Annotated in this window: 10 protein-coding genes and 1 tRNA gene; 3 read left to right on the top strand and 8 right to left on the bottom strand. The window is 56.2% G+C overall.

What is annotated here, in order from left to right; translation table 11 throughout:
* Window positions 1-3 precede the first annotated feature (3 nt).
* Window positions 4-4,227, bottom strand: coding sequence for a DNA helicase (locus Q0X47_RS06355; RefSeq protein ID WP_297724004.1), 4,224 nt, complete (start codon window positions 4,225-4,227; stop codon window positions 4-6).
* A 93-nt stretch (window positions 4,228-4,320) separates the two neighbouring features.
* A complete protein-coding gene (locus Q0X47_RS06350) occupies window positions 4,321-4,932 on the bottom strand; it encodes a TetR family transcriptional regulator (protein ID WP_297724002.1) in 612 nt (203 codons plus the stop codon).
* Between the two features lie 191 nt (window positions 4,933-5,123).
* Here Q0X47_RS06350 and Q0X47_RS06345 point away from each other — a divergent pair, with 191 nt between their 5' ends.
* The gene (locus Q0X47_RS06345) at window positions 5,124-9,761 is read left to right on the top strand and encodes an acyl-CoA dehydratase activase-related protein (RefSeq protein WP_297724000.1); all 4,638 of its coding nucleotides are present in this window, start codon (window positions 5,124-5,126) and stop codon (window positions 9,759-9,761) included.
* Between the two features lie 7 nt (window positions 9,762-9,768).
* On the opposite strand, the gene Q0X47_RS06340 is transcribed toward Q0X47_RS06345, so the two are convergent.
* The 3 genes from Q0X47_RS06340 to Q0X47_RS06330 all read right to left on the bottom strand — a co-directional run bounded on the left by Q0X47_RS06340 (window position 9,769) and on the right by Q0X47_RS06330 (window position 11,586).
* A tRNA-Arg gene (locus Q0X47_RS06340) sits at window positions 9,769-9,841 on the bottom strand.
* A gap of 119 nt (window positions 9,842-9,960) precedes the next feature.
* The gene (locus Q0X47_RS06335) at window positions 9,961-10,716 is read right to left on the bottom strand and encodes a C40 family peptidase (protein ID WP_297723998.1); all 756 of its coding nucleotides are present in this window, start codon (window positions 10,714-10,716) and stop codon (window positions 9,961-9,963) included.
* A 156-nt stretch (window positions 10,717-10,872) separates the two neighbouring features.
* A complete protein-coding gene (locus tag Q0X47_RS06330; protein ID WP_297723997.1) occupies window positions 10,873-11,586 on the bottom strand; it encodes a metal-dependent transcriptional regulator in 714 nt (237 codons plus the stop codon).
* 221 nt (window positions 11,587-11,807) lie between these two features.
* On the opposite strand from Q0X47_RS06330, the gene serC reads away from it, so the two are divergent.
* Window positions 11,808-12,932 (top strand): phosphoserine transaminase, encoded by a 1,125-nt coding sequence (gene serC / locus Q0X47_RS06325; RefSeq protein WP_297723995.1) that lies wholly within the window; start codon window positions 11,808-11,810, stop codon window positions 12,930-12,932.
* Between the two features lie 62 nt (window positions 12,933-12,994).
* On the opposite strand, the gene Q0X47_RS06320 is transcribed toward serC, so the two are convergent.
* From Q0X47_RS06320 to Q0X47_RS06310, 3 genes are all read right to left on the bottom strand, one after another.
* Window positions 12,995-14,491, bottom strand: coding sequence for an NCS2 family permease (locus Q0X47_RS06320; protein ID WP_297723993.1), 1,497 nt, complete (start codon window positions 14,489-14,491; stop codon window positions 12,995-12,997).
* A 53-nt stretch (window positions 14,492-14,544) separates the two neighbouring features.
* Window positions 14,545-15,363, bottom strand: a complete 819-nt coding sequence (locus Q0X47_RS06315; RefSeq protein ID WP_297723991.1) for a DUF3027 domain-containing protein — start codon at window positions 15,361-15,363, stop codon at window positions 14,545-14,547.
* Between the two features lie 64 nt (window positions 15,364-15,427).
* Window positions 15,428-15,805 carry a cold-shock protein gene (locus Q0X47_RS06310; RefSeq protein ID WP_297723989.1) on the bottom strand — a complete coding sequence of 126 codons (378 nt, stop codon included), beginning with the start codon at window positions 15,803-15,805 and terminating at the stop codon, window positions 15,428-15,430.
* 149 nt (window positions 15,806-15,954) lie between these two features.
* Between Q0X47_RS06310 and Q0X47_RS06305 the strand changes: the two genes are divergently transcribed.
* Complete coding sequence (locus Q0X47_RS06305; protein WP_297723987.1) at window positions 15,955-18,015, top strand: TPM domain-containing protein; 2,061 nt, start codon at window positions 15,955-15,957, stop codon at window positions 18,013-18,015.
* Window positions 18,016-18,073 lie beyond the last annotated feature (58 nt).

The raw sequence follows: 18,073 nt of genomic DNA, 5'->3' as shown, positions 1-18,073 counted from the left end.
TCCTCACAAGGCAGCGTTACGCCGACGTACCACGTGGCGCAGCACAGCGTCGACTTGGGCGCCGCGACGCGATAGCTCTAAGGTTTCCCGCAGTTCGTTCACCTGCTGGTCCTCGTTTCGTGCCACCCCATCTGATTGAATCCACTCCAGCAGCTCGTCCAACTGGTCGTCTCCATAGGCTGCCAGGGGTAACCCTTTAGCAACCGGGGGACGTGGGCCGCGCGCGGTGCCGACCATGCGAAGGTTCGGGACGTCGGGACTTTCCGCAGAAGTCTCCTTTTCGGAGGCTGTCTTGACAATGTCCTCAGCAGCGGTTTCCTCAGGGTCCTGCGTCGCGGCGGAGGTCGATGAAGATGTATCTGTACCGTCCAGTACAGAACTTAGACTGTCAGGTTCTTCGGGAAGTTCGATTTGGGGAGCTGCGATGAGCGGAACCGAAAGGGCATCTTGACGGCTAGCCAAAGCCGTTTCCACCGCATGGCGAACCTTTGCCGCCTGTGCCGCCGGGTTCGCAAAAACTTCCATGGTGTAACAGGTAATGACTTTCCAACCTGCCGCTTCTAAGCGGGCTGGCCACAGTCTCTCCCGCCTACGCAGGGAAGGTTCTTTCACGTAAGTGTCATCATCGGTCAGCACCGCCACCAGCAGTTCGCTGGGCAGCTCGGCAGACCCGATGGCCAGGGGAATCTGAATCCCATCGTTCAATCCGAAGCGAGGTACCACCGTCAGCCCTGCTCGCCACAGACGCTCCGCCAAATCCACCAGCAGACGATCCGGTTCCGATTCGAAAGATTCCGGGGTAGTTAAAGCCCGCTCCATACCTTCAGGGTTGTCTGCGGAGTCCAGCAAATCCACCAGCATTCGAGCCCCCGGCTCGCTGATCTTGGACGCATCGACCTCTTTGGCTCTAAACGCGCTGACAATTTCGAGCCGTTGGCGCACGACTTCCAGACAACCCACCACGTGAGCGACCCCGGAGGGGCCGGAAACCGGGCCAAAGTTCAACTGCACCCGCCCGCGCGGGGTCTTGGACATCCCCAAACTCATAATGACCACGTCACGGCGCAACCCGCCAGCCGCAGCGGAATCGACCACAACGAAAGGCTCCCGCGCGTTTCCACTTTGAAAAAAGGCCTGAGCCTGCGGCACTTTTACCAAGGCATCACTCAGGGCGGAACGAATCCGCGCCACTCCCCCGGGATTCAGACAGACCACCGCCAGAGACTGGGAGGCTCGGTTCAGGGCGTGATCCAAGACCAACTCCACCACTCGTGAAATTTCGACCCGAGAGATTACAGGCAATCCATCCCGTGCCAGAGGCGCTTCCGAACCGGTCACCACGTGGAGTTTCACCAGTGAAGCCGGGCGGGGGGACGGCACGGGCGCCACGGATTCACCGTAACCGTGACTCGCCAGGAACAACGCAACCTGCTCAGAAAGCTCACCCAAATCCGAACGCAGGGACACTACCGGCAGGACTTTTGCCGCGGCCTGGGTAAATCCAGTCCACCCTCGCCGGGAATCACCGAGCACCACCAGCTGCTTCGCCCGCGCAATGAGCGGAATCACCTGAGACAAGCTCATGAAATCCAGATGGTCCAAAACCAGAACTTCGATTGTGGAACTTCCATAAATCTGAGCCAGCAGGTAAGGCGAAAGCGCCCAAACGGGACGCAGATGGCGAACGAGGGGGGCAAAACTTTGGAAGTCAGACAACGCCGCCGTATCCCCAGTCTCTAACACAGATTGCAAAGCCTCAGCGGTCGGAGCTTGGGCTTGGCGCGCTTGATCCGCCAGTTCGTGCATGGCTCGCGCCACGGGGTAAGGTAGCGATTCGATTTGTGCCAAATCCAACGAACGCAAGGTATCCGCCAACTCGTGCATGGCTGCCCCGTCAATACCGGCCAAGACCGGGTCACTCTGCATAATCTTTAGCAAGATAGCTGACCACCAAGCCAAATCCAGTTCTGCCAGAGCTAAATCAGCAGGTACTCGCCGGGTCCGTAAATCGTCGAGAAGCGGCCCTAACCCAGAATCTTTCAGTTCCTTTAGCAGCTGCACCTGCCCGGGCAGACGTAATGCCTGGTCCGTAGTTTCATCTAGGGATTTAACTAAATTCAGAAGGTCGGATAGAGGCACTTCCTCCGGTTTCGCCCCTTCCGGGGTGGTGACTTGGCCGAGAATGGGGGCAAGTGCCGCAACCTCGGCAAAAACTTGCGCCGAAAGTTCCTGTACCGCCTCAAAATCTTGCGGAATTCGCGGCCATGCCCCCGGCAGCGCATGGCGGCGCCACAGGTCACGGAAACTTTGGACCCGCACCAGTTCATCATGCAAATCCCTGGGCACCACTCCCGGACGTAGCGAATCCTTGGCTTGCTTTACCAGACTGCGCTTATCCCTGCCTTTCATCGGTAAGGAGCGTTCTTGTCGCCATTTGCGGCTGGCGGTAGCGATGACCATATCCGCGGCCGAATGTTCAAAAATTCCGGGTTGGAAAATATCTAGAGATTGCGCCACTCCCTTCAACATTCCCAGCTGTTCTTTCCAGGCGTTCAACGTGGGAGCGAGGACCAGTCCGGTTTCTTCGCTGACCCGCTCAAGTTCCTGATGCAGAGTTTCTAGGCGACCGTCCGCCAGGGCATGAATTTTCTCGATGACATCCTGGGCATCCGCTTCGGTGGAAAGAACCACGCCTTTCCAGGGGGATTCTTGCAGTTCCGGCCCTAGCAGGCCGGCATCTTGGGCTCGGGTCAGCAGTTCACGAGCCCGTTCGCGTCCTTCTTTGCTGGAGTGTTCGTCATCGGCAAGTTCCAGTTTCACTTTTGTGCGCGGTCCCGGCTGCGCGCTGGTTAAATCGGCGAGAGCCTGCAAGGCGGCATAGGCGGAAACTCCCCACGGCTCACGCACCACGTGCAAACGCTGTGTATAGGCACTGAGTTTGTCTCGAGTTTGGCGCAGCCTCTCGTGAGCTTCGCTCAACTCCGTAACCGGCACGGGCGGCTGCGGATACGCTGTGTCCCCGCTTAGCAGTTGGTCTCGTAAAGCACTGCGCCACTCACTAGCCCCGGTCAGATCCAACACGAAACGGCCCAATCCGGCCTTTTGCAAACCTTCCACCGTGGCCTTACCAATTCGGCGCACTCCCGGTACGTAGCAAACGTGTTTTCCGCTGGCGCCACAATCGGCCAAAATCGCCTGAACAGTGGATGAACCGGGAGCCCCCGGAGGAACCTCAACAAAAATGGAACGTCCGCTGGCGACCAGTTCTATAACTCGTGCTTGGCTCACATCCAAGTCGCCAATACCGCGTTCCAAATCCGGGTCCCGGTCCGCCGGACTGGTTTCAGGCAGCGGCTCCAAGAGCTCGGCAGCTGCCGATTTGTCTCCCGCAAAGGCTTTGACCAGCAGATTATCTCCGGCCACCGGGAGGATGGTGTCCCAATCCGAGCTGAGTACTGCGCTGGATACCCCCAGATTAGCAACCATAAGGTTTTCCTTGAGATCAAAACCCGGTATGAAGTCCTGTCCTGCCCGACGAATCGCCTCAAGAGCTGGGGTCACGTTCAAGCGGCCGTCCTCTAAGCTCGAGGCAATTATGGCTTCAGGATTGCAATCGATATGGCGATCTCGAAAAGCTTTCACCAGGATCGGGTTCATCACTACCGATCCGCCCATTTTCAAGGTGTAGTCCCCGTCAACCGCTTCCAGTTCCAGGGGGCGCATCAGTACCGGCAGGTTGAATTTCTCCAGTTTGAAATGGCTCAGTTCGGGGTGTGTTCCTCGTTCGGATTCTTTAAAAGGCGGCAGTTGCGTCCAGTTTGCTACCCCAATCACCAGATTGGTGGGGTACAGCCCGCAGCGAGCCACTGAGGATTTCTTTTCGGCGTCAAGTTTCCTCATCACCGCTCGGGCGGCACCCAAGGTGGTGCTGTCACGCAGCAACGAAGATAACTTTGTCAGTCGGCCGCCATACAGCTGGGCTATTCCTGCGGGATGAGCCCCAGTCAAATCCAGAAGGTTCTCCAGGGCATCAATATCGCGTATCCCCCGGGCTCCTGGTGAGGCCGATGCTTCTTCGGCCCATAGTGCCAGACGCTCTTGGACCGGGTCGACTGCTACAGGCTGCAAGACCTCGGTGGCAGCGTCAGCCTGATCAGAGGAAGCGGGGGCGGGAATTTCCGCGCTTTCCCCGGGGCTTTGTACCGGCTGTTCCAAATCTTCTTCCACATATCCACGATATGTGAAATATGGCACAATTCCGCGATGGCACGCCAAAAGTGGGCGAATCTAAGGGAGGAAATGCAGAACTTGTGGTCAGAATTACCTCACCGTTTCCAGCTGCCCCAACAGACGCTGAATCACCGTTCCCAGCACTGCAATCAGGTCCTCGCGACTCATGGAGACCAAAGGCTCCAGCTTTACTACGTAACGAGACAGCAAAACCCCCAGCATCGCGCTCATCATCAACTCAATTGGTAAATCCAAGTCCGTCCCGATTTGTTCCCTGATACTGGACATAATTTCGTTTTGTACATAATTCGCAAAGGTTTGCTGAGTTGCCGAGTCCTGCAATAACAGGTTAAACAGCGTCTCTAAGGTTCCCGCGGTAGCAGCTTGTTCCCAAGTGTTCAGAATGGTGGCAGCCAAACGATGTCCGGTTTCTTCTGGGGGACCATCCACCAGTGCTGCTGTCATCAACTGTTTAGGGTCGCCCGGGAGAGCCAATGATTCCCGCAGCAGATGAGCCTTGGAATGGAAGTAATACGCGATGAGAGCCGGGTCGACTGCGGCCCGGCGAGCAATCTCGCGATAGGTCGCGTGTTTATAGTCCAGTTCGGTAAATGCCGCGTTAGCCGCGGCGAGGATTCTTTCTCGGGTTTCCCCTCGCGGTCCCGTAGGTCCTCTTCGAGATGAGTTAGCGCTCTTACTCATTTTAGCAAGCCTTACGTTACGTAATTATTTTTTGAGTTTCAATATTATTTCTCCAGGCTCCCCAGTTACTTTCCCGGTAATGCCAAGGATTCCGTGTTGTATATTATTCTAATTTCAACACGTTAAAATTTCTCAGTTTTCTGGATATGTTCCTAGAAAACACGGCGAGGAAATGAATTGAGGCCCATCGTATGACTGTTAGTGCCGCGAACATCATCCGCCTCGGTGTTGATGTGGGCTCAACCACCGTAAAAGCGGTGGCCCTCAACACTCAAGGACAAAAAGTCTTTGCCGATTATCGCCGTCACAAGGCCGATGTTCGTCGCGAACTAACCCGCCTTTTGGAAGATGTCCTCACCGATTTGGGCAACATTACTGTCCAAACCGCCGTCACCGGCTCGGGCGGCCTCCAAGTCGCCAACTCTATGCGAGTACCCTTCGTCCAGGAAGTCATTGCTGAAACCGAAGCTGTCCGTCAATACAGCCCTCAGACTGACGTAATCATCGAACTGGGCGGAGAGGATGCGAAACTGACCTACCTGCATCCGACTCCCGAACAGCGTATGAACGGATCTTGTGCGGGAGGAACCGGAGCCTTCATCGACCAGATGGCGACTCTGCTGGACACCGATGCCGAGGGGATGAACATCCTCGCGGCGCAAGCACAAACGATTTACCCCATCGCTTCACGCTGCGGTGTTTTTGCCAAATCCGACATTCAACCGCTACTGAACCAAGGCGCCGCCCATGCGGACATTGCCGCCTCCGTGTTCATGGCGGTAGCTACGCAAACTATTGCGGGCCTTGCCAACGGCCGTCCTCTCCGCGGAAACGTCATGTTCCTTGGCGGCCCGCTGCACTTCCTGCCAGAACTGCGCCAGGCTTACCAAAAACTGCTACCTAAAGTGGAAAACTTTTACACACCCCCTGACGCGCAGCTCTTTGTGGCCTTGGGCAGCGCCCTACTGGCTGACGGAGGGTGTGCGGGCGGTAAAGCTGCCACCCCGGAGAACCTGGAAGTCCTGATTGAACGCCTGAAACAGGCCGAAGTAGTCCACGAGTCCACTCGGATGCGCCCGCTGTTTAACAACGACGCGGAACTCAACGAGTTTCGTCAGCGTCACCAGCGCAATTGCATCCAGTCTCTGGACCCAACGGAAGCAAAAGGACGCTGTTGGCTAGGGATTGACGCCGGCTCCACCACTATCAAAGCGGTGGTTATCGACGAGTCTGACCGCATTGTTTTCTCTCATTACGCCACGAATGAAGGCAATCCTCTCCGGGCAGCCATCGACATTGTCCGCCGGATTCGTAAGGAGCTTCCGGCAGGCACCACTATCGGGCGCGCTTGTTCTACCGGCTACGGCGAAGGCCTGATAAAGGCGGGACTGACCCTGGACGAAGGGGTCGTGGAAACCATGGCTCACTACCGAGCGGCCAACCATATCGCTCCGGGGGTGACTTCGGTGGTGGACATCGGCGGCCAGGACATGAAATTCATCAAAATTAAGGACGGCAGCGTCGACTCGATTTCAGTCAACGAAGCGTGTTCTTCCGGCTGCGGTTCGTTCCTGCAAACCTTTGCCGCCACAATGAGTACCACAGTGCAGGAGTTTGCTGCTGCCGCGGTGCAGAGCCCCGATCCGATAGACCTAGGTACCCGGTGTACCGTGTTCATGAATTCCTCGGTCAAGCAAGCCCAGAAGGAAGGCGCCGATACCGGGGCTATCGCCGCGGGTCTGTCCTATTCGGTGGTGCGCAATGCTCTGTATAAAGTCATCAAGCTAAAGGATCCTTCAGATTTGGGCGACAAGGTCGTGGTGCAGGGAGGTACTTTCCTGAACGATGCCGTCTTGCGGGCTTTCGAGCTACTGACGAAACGAGAGGTGATTCGGCCCAATATCGCCGGGCTGATGGGAGCCTACGGAGCGGCCTTGAGCGCCAAAATGCATGACGACCCCACCACGCAGTCCACGCTGGCCAGCTTGGCGGATTTGGATGCCTTCGATGTCGAAACTACCCACAAAACCTGCAACTTTTGCCAAAACCACTGCCAGGTAACGATCTCTACCTTTGCCAACGGCTCTCGCCACGTCACCGGCAACCGTTGCGAACGCGGCGCTAGCTTGGAAAAACGACCTCAAAAGTCCCAGATTCCAAACCTTTATGACTGGAAATATCGCCGACTGTTCGCTTACCGTCGTCTGACTGAAGACAAAGCCACTCGCGGGGATATCGGCATCCCTCGAGTCTTGGGGATGTATGAGGATTACCCGCTATGGTTCACAATTTTGAGCCAGCTCGGTTTTCGCGTCATGATTTCGGGACGGTCCTCCCACGAACTGTTTGAACAAGGAATGGAATCAATCCCCTCGGAAAATATCTGCTACCCGGCGAAACTGGCTCACGGGCATATCGAGCAGCTGCTGGAAAAAGGGGTGAAAACGATTTTCTACCCTTGCGTGAACTACAATATGCCCCGCAATCCCAAAGCTGACAATAACTACAACTGTCCGGTCGTCGCCACCTATCCCGAGGCGCTGCGTCACAACATGGAAGGCCTCAATACCCCCGGAGTGCGCTTCATCTCGCCGTTCTTGAACATGGCAGACCCTGATTTTGTGGCGAAACGCCTGACTGAAGTGTTTGCTGACTGGAACGTCACTATCGAGGAAGCTACCGCTGCGGTTCACGCCGGTTATGCCGAGGATGCGCGGGTCAAGAACGAGATTCGCGAGCAGGGGCGTCTGGCTCTGGAATGGATGCGCACACATGGCAAGCGCGGTGTGGTTTTGGCGGGTCGTCCCTACCACTTGGATCCGGAAATCAATCACGGAATTCCAGAGGCGATTATCAGCTTGGGCATGGCGGTGCTGACGGAGGACTCTATCGCCGATGGCCGTCTGGAACGCCCGCTGCGGGTGCGTGACCAGTGGACTTACCACTCTCGATTGTATGAGGCAGCCGCCCGTGTCGCTGCGGAACCAGACTTGGAGCTGGTGCAGCTGACTTCCTTTGGTTGTGGTCTCGACGCCGTCACGGCAGAGCAGGTGCAAGAAATTCTGGAAGGTCAAAACGACATCTTTACCCAGCTGAAGATTGACGAGGTCTCAAACTTGGGAGCGGCAACCATTCGGCTGCGTTCCCTGGCCGCGGCCGCCATTGAGCGTGAAGATCGTACCAAGCGTCAGGGAAACGCCATCAGCGTCGCCGGCCTGACCGGCAGCGCTCACGTCGACAACACGGGCAGTGTCAACGTGAGCTTCCTGCCCAACACCTCGACCGACACTATTCCCGACAATCACAAGGCCGCTGGTGAGGCTCTCACGTCAGCGACTGTAGCTACTTTCCCGGCCAGCGCCACCCGCCCGGAGGGGGTGCCTAGTCCCCTGTCCGCGGCCCATAGTGCCGGCAAGAACCCTGCTGGTCACGTCTACGAGGTGCACCCCTTCACGAAAGAGATGCGAGACGCGGGCTACACCATTCTTGTGCCGCAGATGGCAACCATCCAATTCCGTCTGGCTGAGCCGGTCCTGAAACGCAAGGGATACAACATTCGACTGCTGGAGAATGTCGATGCTCAAACTATGGAAACCGGACTGAAGTACATCAATAACGATGCCTGCTACCCCTCGCTGGTGGTACTGGGTCAGCTCATCGACGAATTCGTTTCCGGACGTGCCGACCCGGATAAAACTGCCGTAGCCATGAGCCAGACCGGCGGTATGTGCCGGGCGACGAACTATGCTTCGCTGTTGCGCAAAGGACTGCGAGATGCTGGATATCCGCAGGTCCCAGTCATTGCCATGTCTCTGCAGGGGCTGGAAGAAAATCCCGGATTTACGTTTACGATTCCGATTTATCATCGAATTATTCAAGCCTTGGTTATCGGCGACGCCATTCAAAAGATGCTGCTGCGGGTGCGGCCTTACGAGGCGGCTCCCGGTTCCGCGATGGCCCTCTATGAGCGTTGGAACGAGCTGTGGCGCGAGTGGTTCGCTTCGGGCGGGAAACGGGTCGGTGGTTTCGGACGTGTCAGCTACTCCAAGCTCACCAAGGTATGCGTGCGCGAGTTCGATGCCCTCCCGCTAAGGAATATCCCCCGTAAACCGCGGGTCGGGATTGTGGGAGAGATTCTGGTCAAATTCCACCCCTACGCAAACAACCACGCGGTACAAACCATAGAGGATGAAGGCTGCGAAGCGGTCCTTCCTGGCCTGCTGCAGTTCTTTGAGTACTCGCTCGCGGACGGAAAATGGGACTGGGAAAACCTGGGAATGAATCCACAAGCCCGGTTTACGAAACCGCTGGCATTGTGGGTTTTGCGCCGCTACACCGCGACGGTAAACAGGGCGATGTCGGCCACCAACGGCAAGTTCCTGCCCGGTCGCAACATTATGGATATGTATGAGCGTTCCAAAGACATTGCTTCCATGGGTAACCAGGCGGGAGAAGGCTGGTATTTGGTTTCTGAGATGGTGGACATGATTGAAGATGGCTGCCCGAATATCATTTGTGTGCAGCCTTTCGCCTGCCTGCCTAACCACATCGTTGGCAAGGGTATGTTCCGGCCTCTGCGTAACCGCTATCCCCAGGCAAATATTGTCGGCATCGATTATGACCCCGGGGCTTCGGCAGTGAACCAGCTGAATCGGATTAAGCTCATGATTTCGACTGCGAAGATCAACGAGGGGCGCGATTTAGACTTTAGTAAGTTGAGCCCAGATTTGCCCGAATTCTCAGCGGCTGAATCCGCTACGTCTGGCTGTTGCTCCGACCCGGACGAACCGGCGCTGCTGGGGATGCCCACCATGCCCGGCCAAGACTAAACGAAAGCGCCCCCGAGCCGATTCGAACGGCCGACCTACCGCTTAGGAGGCGGTTGCTCTATCCACTGAGCTACGAGGGCAACGTTACCTAGTCTACTGTCTTTTCAGCACGATTTTAAACCTGACTGACAGAAAACCGACTGCGATAAAAAGCGAGAGTGGAGCCGGAATACCGACTCCACTCCACTAAGTTATAAAGTTACTGACCGATACGCACGTATTCAGGATTACCGTAGACCTGCTGAACCCTCACGGATTCGCCAGGGCGCGGTGAGTGTACCATCTTGCCTTCGCCGAGGTAGACACCAACGTGGCCGCCGTAGTAAACGATGTCGCCTGCTTGGGCTTCCCCAGCGGAAACGTGCTTGCCGGAAGCGCCTTGAGCCCACGAAGTGCGGGGCAGGGAAATCCCGGCCTGGTTGTAAACGTAACCAACGAAACCGGAGCAATCAAAGCCATTGGGTGTGGTTCCGCCATAGACGTAGGGCGTACCCTGGTAACGCAGGGCAATGTCCGCGATGGAACCGCCAGCGATATTAGCCGGAATGGAAATCGGAGCGGCCGAAACCGCGGCGCGCCCGGCACTGCGATTAGCGGTGCCGTGATTGTTAGCACTCTGAGCCTGCGCCTGCTGTTGCTGAGCCGGTACCTCGACCTGACCCTCAGTCCACGCTACGTTCTCCGGGGCAGTGACCACCGGGTTAGCGGCAACCGCCAGGTGCGCCTGCGCAACGGCGTCGCCTACCTGAGCGGAGACCGGCACCTTGGCCTGGGATGGGGTATCTGCGCCTTCTGGAGCGGCAATGGCCGAACCAGCCCAAACGGTGCCCAGCGCCAAACCGGCGGAGGCTGCGGCTACAAACCCTTTCTTTCCATCGATGTTTTTCAAAGAATCTAAAGGTGTAACGGGCTTAGTTGCGGCGCGGTGCCGAGCCCGAGAAGTGGTGTTAGCCAACCTTGTCCCTTTCCTTGAAGGCCTGATTTCAAGTTCAGGTTCCGGACGGTTTGAGCCGTCCTCAGAACGTGTTTCTAACACTACACCATTGAATTTCAAATGTCACATTTGGATAACAATTCCCGGTGATTTTGACAAGATTTGGGCAATCTTTGCCTATAGCTTTATGAAAAAATGCTTGAAGAGGTCGCGGGGAATCGTCACTACCGGCAGGTCTTTTTCGCCGCTTTTCCCTGTATTTTCAAGGAAAAGTGCGGCAGCCTCAGCACCGTCGTCAAACCTGAGCGTAACCTTAGAGCCAGGTAACATTTTGGCCTCACTTAATTTCTTAAGAACACCGTCGCAAGCTTGTACCGGCTCTCCGATTCTCCCGATTTGCACCGCTCCGCCGTCAGGGTGACGACGCCAGAAAGAATCTAGGGTAGCCCCCTCGACTATGGGATTAAAGTTCTTATAGTTCTTAACTCGGCGGGGGATCGGATTGCCATAGGGATCATGGTCCGGCATTTGCAGCAGCGCCAGCAACAGGGATTCGACTTTCTCACTCATGACGTGCTCCCAGCGACAGGCTTCATCGTGGGCTTCGTCCCAAGGCAAGCCGATGACATCGGTCAACAGCCGTTCTGCCAGCCGGTGCTTGCGAATGACCTCGGTGGCCTCGCGCAGTCCCTGTTCGGTCAACGTAATTTTTCTATCGTCTTCCAGACTCAGCAGACCGTCACGCTCCATACGGGATATGGTCTGGCTGACCGTTGGCCCCGAATGGCCCAATCTCTCCACGATTCGGGCTCGCAACGGAGCCACTCCGTCTTCCATCATCTCGTAGATGACTTTCAGATACATTTCCGTAGTATCGACCAGTTCACTCATTCGCGTGATTCTTTCTGCATCGTGACTTCTCAGCAACAATCAGTTTTATACCGCCAAGAACACCCTACTAACTTATCAAAATTCTTAACTAGCGGGCACCTCTCCGGTCAAGTTCCTTTCTCCGGTCAGTTTCCCGGTCCCCTTCCCTATTCTTCACAAGAGTCTTGGGTCTGGTTCCCGCGGATTGTTCGGCCTGATAGGCGTGGTGGCATAATCGAAACGTGAGTGAATATGCGAACTTAAAGATTCCCGCCGAACTTTTGCCCAAAGACGGCCGTTTTGGCTGCGGGCCCACCCTGATTCGTCGTGAGCAGCTGGAGCATTTGGGTCATTCGACCCTTATGGGCACGTCTCACCGTCAACCTCCGGTAAAGAATCTGGTGGCCGACTGTATCTCTCGGATGCGTGACCTTTTCGAGGTTCCCGCTGATTACACGGTGGCCCTCGGCAACGGCGGAGCCACCACTTTCTGGGCCGCTGCCACCGCGTCATTGGTTCGCCACCGTGCCGCCCACGCCATCTTTGGTTCTTTCGGTGAAAAGTTCGCCAAAGAGACTTCGGGGGCGCCCTTCCTTGAGGAGTCACTCATCACCAAGGCCGAGTTGGGTGACTCTACCCTCCCGCAGCTTAGTGAGCAGGCCGATGTTTACGCTTGGCCGCAACAGGAAACCTCTACCGGGGCGATTGCGCCGGTGAAACGCCTGGGCCACGCCGATCAGCTGGTGTTGATTGACGCAACTTCCATCGCCGGTTCCGTGCCGGTCGATCTAGCCCAGACCGACGCATACTATTTTTCCCTGCAAAAGGCTCTGGGGTCAGATGGCGGATTGTGGTTCGCTTTCCTCTCGCCCCAAGCGGTGGAGCGAGCCACCGAGATTACCGAAAACCCTTCCGCAGGTCGCTGGATTCCCGCAATCTTGAACTTGCAAACTGCGGTGGCAAATTCCGTAAAGAATCAGACTTTGAATACGCCGGCTATCGCCACGTTGGAACTGCTGCACTCTCAGTTGCAGTGGTTGGACAGCCTCGGCGGGCTCCAAGCGGCGCAACAGCGGGTTCGCGCCAGCTCTGAGGCGATTTATGCGTGGGCGCAAGCTCAGTCTTTCGCTGCTCCTTTTGTCTCAGACCCCGCCAAGCGTTCCCCGGTCGTTTCTACCGTAGAGTTTGATACCTCTGTGGACACTGCGGCGCTACTCCAGATTTTGCGCGCCAACGGCATCGTTGACCTCAGTCCTTACCGCGCGGTAGGCCGCAACCAGTTGCGTATCGGAACTTTCCCCTCTACTGACCCCGCCGACACGGCAGCGCTGCTGGCTTGTCTCGACTACGTTATCGAACGCCTGTAACGACAATAAATGGTAAAAGACCCGACCAAGGTCTTGGCCGGGTCTTTTACGTCAGAACTCAGTTAGGCAATCAGAGCCTGAATGGGGCCTAGGGCAAAGTAGATAACGAACAAAATGCCCACCACCCACATCAACGGGTGAATCTCTTTGAACTTACCGCGCGACAATTTCATGATGATGAAAGCGATGCAGCCAAACCCGATACCGGCGGTAATCGAGTACGAGAACGGCATCATGGCGATAGCCAGGAAAGCTGGAATCGCGTTCTCAGCGTTCTTCCAATCAATGTCCGCCACCTGCGTCATCATCAGGAATCCCACAAAGACCAAGGCGGTTGACGCGGCTTCTGCCGGCACCAGCTCTACCAGCGGGGCAAAGAACATAGACAGCAGGAAACATACCCCGACCACGACCGAGGACAAACCGGTACGGGCTCCCGCGCCTACGCCGGAGGTGGACTCCACGTAGGAGGTGTTCGAGGAAACGCCGCCCAAACCGCCGGCCATGGCAGCGAGGGAGTCAACGAGCAGAATCTGCAGGGTATGCGGCGGGTTGCCTTTCTCATCGAGCAAACCGCCGGCAGCACCGACGCCGACCATCGTGCCCATCGTGTCAAAGAAATCCGCCAGCATCAGGGAGAAAATCAGCAGCAGCACGGAAATTACCGGGAGCTTCGTGAACGCCCCAAAGAAGTCAATCTGACCGAATGTGGCGAAGTCAGGAAGCTGCACGGGCGAGCCCTGCAAAGCGGGAATGTTCTTGGTCCAGCCGGTTTCGTTGACAACCTTGCCAGTCTCATCAGTCATCAGCGGAATCTTGACAATCGCTTGAATAATGACTGCGAAAACAGAAGACACTACAATCCCGATGAGAATGGCGGCCTGGACCTTGCGAATGTAGAGAACCAAAATGACCACAAAACCGATGAGGAACACAACCATCGGCCAACCGGCAAATGATCCCCCGATACCCAGCTGAACCGGAGTGCCTCCCGGACGGACAATCCCCGCGTTGATGAGGCCAACCAGCGCGATAAATAAACCAATACCAACCGAGATAGCGACTTTCAGCTGGCTGGGTACGGCGTTAAAGACAGCCTCACGGAAACCGGTGACCACCAACAGCGTAATGACGACGCCCTCCCAAAAGATGAGCCCCATTGCTTCGCCGTAGGACAGCCCGAAAGGACCGAGCACCAGGGTGAAAGACACCATTGCGTTCAGCCCCATACCAGCCGCCAGAGCCAAGGGGAAGTTTGCTACCAGACCCATCAAGATTGTCATCAAGCCGCCGACCAGGGCAGTTCCCGCCGCTATTGAGGCTGGTGTGACATTTTCAGCTCCACCGGCACTGGCGGCCGCAATCAGGATGGAAGGATTGACGACCAGGATGTAAGCCATCGCAAAGAAGGTCACCAGGCCACCGCGAATTTCTTGCCTTACGGAAGATTTACGCTTGGAGAGTTCGAAAAAACCATCCAGTCCTCCGCTGGTGCGGGCGGAACCAGTAGTGGTTTTCTTATCGAATTTGTTTGCAGGTTTCGTTGTATTATTGCTCACCGCTTAACGCTAGCTGTTTCCCCGACAATAAGCCAAAACGCAACGTCACGGGCTCATGCGTCCTGAGCTTTTCCCGAAAGAGTAATCTCATCCGGGTCAAGTTCCTGCAAGGACTTGTCGTCCAAGAAGGTCCGCCCCACCGGCAGTGTGCTCGGTGTCAGGTCTGCATCGGTTTCGGAGTGGGCTCCACAAGTGTGGTCCATCGCCACCACGTGTCCGTCGTCAGGGCTCCACGCGTTGGTACACAAACCGAACTCCAACCGCAGCGAACCACTGATTTTCCACAGATAACCGCAGGTAGAGCACGGATCTGCCGGCGGGTTACCGTGACGATCCAGTTCGGTGCGCGAATGCGCGTCACGCAGCCAACGTTTTACCGCTGCATTGCGACCTTCCCGATTCAACACCCGTTTCCGTCCCAGTCCCAGTTCCCACAGGGCCAGTTGGTCAGCGTCCTCGCCGGTGGCTTCATATCCTTGGTCGAGGTTCGGGTCGTCCGGGTCGTAGGGAGTCCGGTCTTTACGACCTAGGTCGCCGGGCTCCAACCGCTGTGACCACGGTATCCACGGGGGTGCCAGCAAGGCGCCCTCGGCAGGCAGCAGGTCGGTTTCACACACCGTCCCAATCCGTCCATGCGGCACTCGGGTCAGGCTGACAGCCCACACCCAGCCCTTGTACCCCGATTTCAAGCACTCAAAAAAGTGCGTCACTAGGCGTTCGCCGGTGGCTTCTACCCGCAGATGTTCCCCGACCTCTTCATCTTTCGTGATGGATTTCAGGGCCTTGCGGGCAAGGTCGGACTGTTTCGCCAGCACTGAGTCGGGTTCCGTGGCCCCTGCTGACTTAGTCGTTTGTGTTCGTTTTTGAGCCATCAACAGCTCCTTCGTGTCACTTCTTGGTCTGGTATCAGTCTGGTTTCAGTCTTTCGGCTAGCATTTAGGCTTCAAAAGACTGCGCCACGATTTTCAGCATCTTGGCAATCTGCTTGCCGTTTTCGGGATACTTTCCCCGGCGCAGGCTTCCCGAGGCGTCGTCGAGAATCCGAATAAGATCCTCCACAATAGGAACCATATCGGCAGCTTTCTTGCGCTGCGCTTTGGCTACGGAAGGGAGTTTTTCCACCACGGTCACATTCATGGCTTGGCGACCCCGTTTGCCGTCAACGACCGAGTATTCGACCTTGGTGCCGGGATGCAAATCCACCACGTCCTCAGGCAGAGCCGAGGCGTGTAGGAACACCTCTTCACCGTCGGCTCCGGCCAAAAACCCGAAACCTTTGACAGCGTCGTACCATTTCACTTTCCCGCTCGGCACTTGTCCTCCTCTAAAATCTTGGTCCACTTACCGCACAAATCTAACGATTGCGGTAAAATTTTCAACCCAACCAGTCTAACTGCAAGCCCCAGCTGAGATAAAGTTATAGGTGACGTTTGTTGTGTTCGAAAGAAAGTAGCAAAGTTACTGTGTTCTCAAGAGTTCGTTTCATAGCGGCAGGTTTTGTTCTGCTGATGGCGGGGTTCGTTCCAGCGAACCAAGCTCAGGCTTTCCCCGCTATCCAGCCCGCAGCCGATCCCCTGGACATTTCCAGCAATCAGATTTACGACCCCGATAACAAGCTGGGTGATGACGGCATCTATCAGGTAAAAAGTTCCATCGAAGCCGCCAAGAATTTTAATATGTCGGTCTATATCGCTATCGTTCCCGATTTCGGTGAGCTCTCCCCTCGTGAATGGAACGAAAAAACGATGCAGCTGTCGCATTTGGAGGCCAATTCCTACCTGCTCTCTATAGCCTACAACCCCAATGAGGACGGTTCGGGTGAGATTGCGGCCTCTTCCACCGCTGGTTCGGCTATCAATAGTGCCCAGGCCGGAGACCGGGCTATGCAGGTTTTGCCCTACCAGTTGAGCAACGGTGAATACGCTTCGGGCGTGAGTTCTTTCGTCCAGCAGTTGATGGATCTGGCTATGTCGGCGGGTTCTGGCTCCGCCGCCCCCGCGGGTAATACCGATGTATCAGGACGTTCCACCAATAACTGGTTCATCCTCATGCTCATTTTGGCGATGCTGGTGACGGTGGCGTTGGCTATCGCGATTTACCGGCGGAATTCTTACAACACCGCAGCAAAACCTCATGACACAGTGGACTTTGACGCGGTCGAGAGCGCCGATCGTGACAGAGAATTTGAAAGCAGCGAGGAATTTGCCTCAGTCACGACAGACGAATCCCTGCTTCAAACTGAAGTCACGCAGCCCGTTCCTCCCGTTGGCGCCCCAGATGTTGTGACGGCTGCCCCCGGGGCAGTTCCGGCAGCTGTCTATGCTGCGGAGGCACCGCAGGAAGCCAACCAGCCGGAAACGCCGGCCTATCCAGAGCCAGAAATGCTCTTTGACGAAGCGGCTGCCGCGGAAAACGAAGCCAACTTTGAACGCGGACTCAATGCCTTGAACGACTTGAACGATTCCATTTTTGCGGCCACCGAGGACTTGCACGCTTCCGTGGAAGCTTTTGGAGAAGCGGAAACCAGCAACTTCGCCGCGATCCTGGAGTCCTCCCGCGACCAAGCCAACGCTTTGATGAACTGGCTTGCGGGAGCCGATGTGGTCAACCGTGAGGAAGCCGGACAGCTTGAAGATTCGGCTCACCAGGTTAAGCAGGCCCTGTCCGCTGAAGTACTGGAATTCACGAAACGTCGCCACAATCCTGATCAAGTTAAGGCTTCCCTCAATCGGCTGGCAGATTCATGGAACCGAGCACGGAAGTCTCTGGCCCAAGTTGAGAACGTGGAAAAGCAGCTGGAAGCCGACTATCCGCAGGCGAATTTGGGTCACGCCAGCGCGAACTTGAGCCAATCGAAGCGATTGTTAAAGGCAGCCTACAAAGGCATCTTGTCCGGGCAAAAGTGCCTGCAGGAGGGCGACGCCAAGACTGCAATCCGCTATGCGCGCGGTTCCGAACGGGCTGTCACCCAGACCGAATTCGCCCTGGAACACATCACGAAACTCGGTACCTTCTTGTCTGAAACCAGAGAATACCTTTCTACGATGCTGGAAAGGCTGAATGCGGACGTGCAAACCATCCGGACTTATGACCCCGAGGCGAATGGGCAAGAAATTGCCATCACGCTACGGACTATGGACAAGGCCCGCAAGGCGCTGGCCGGAGAGGGCGACCCCATCGTAGCCTTGAGCAAACTCTGCGGTCTGCAAGCAAATCTGTTTAATGTCTATGGCACTTCGGTTCTGGCGCAAGAATTGGCTCAGTTGCAGGCTCAGTTCCCGCTGCGTCTGGCGTGGGAGCAACAGCATCTGGAGCTGCTGCGCACGAATATCATGTTGCGCCGCAAGAGCATCGATCCGCAGATAGAGGTGGAATTGTCTCGTTGCGAGCAGCTCATCGCCCAGGCGCGAGAGAAGCTCCCGCAAGAACCGCTCATCGGGGTGACAATGCTCTCTACCAGCGCAGAGATGCTGGTTCAGTTAGGCAGTGGGATTCCGGTAGCCTTCCCTACGCCGGCTAAGTAGTTCGATAGCAGTTTTGACCCGATTCTCGGGTCAAAACTGTTTTTTAGAAAAATTTATC

Source organism: uncultured Mobiluncus sp. (assembly GCF_947254095.1).
Classification (GTDB): Bacteria; Actinomycetota; Actinomycetes; order Actinomycetales; family Actinomycetaceae; genus Mobiluncus.
Note: the sequence above shows the minus strand (reverse complement) of the source record. Positions and strands in the feature narration are given on the sequence as shown.

Coding starts and splice junctions, on each gene's coding strand:
- Q0X47_RS06350 (WP_297724002.1), bottom strand. CDS start 4,932: ATGAGTAAGAGCGCTAACTCATCTCGAAGAGGACCTACGGGACCGCGA.
- Q0X47_RS06345 (WP_297724000.1), top strand. CDS start 5,124: ATGACTGTTAGTGCCGCGAACATCATCCGCCTCGGTGTTGATGTGGGC.
- Q0X47_RS06330 (WP_297723997.1), bottom strand. CDS start 11,586: ATGAGTGAACTGGTCGATACTACGGAAATGTATCTGAAAGTCATCTAC.
- Q0X47_RS06315 (WP_297723991.1), bottom strand. CDS start 15,363: ATGGCTCAAAAACGAACACAAACGACTAAGTCAGCAGGGGCCACGGAA.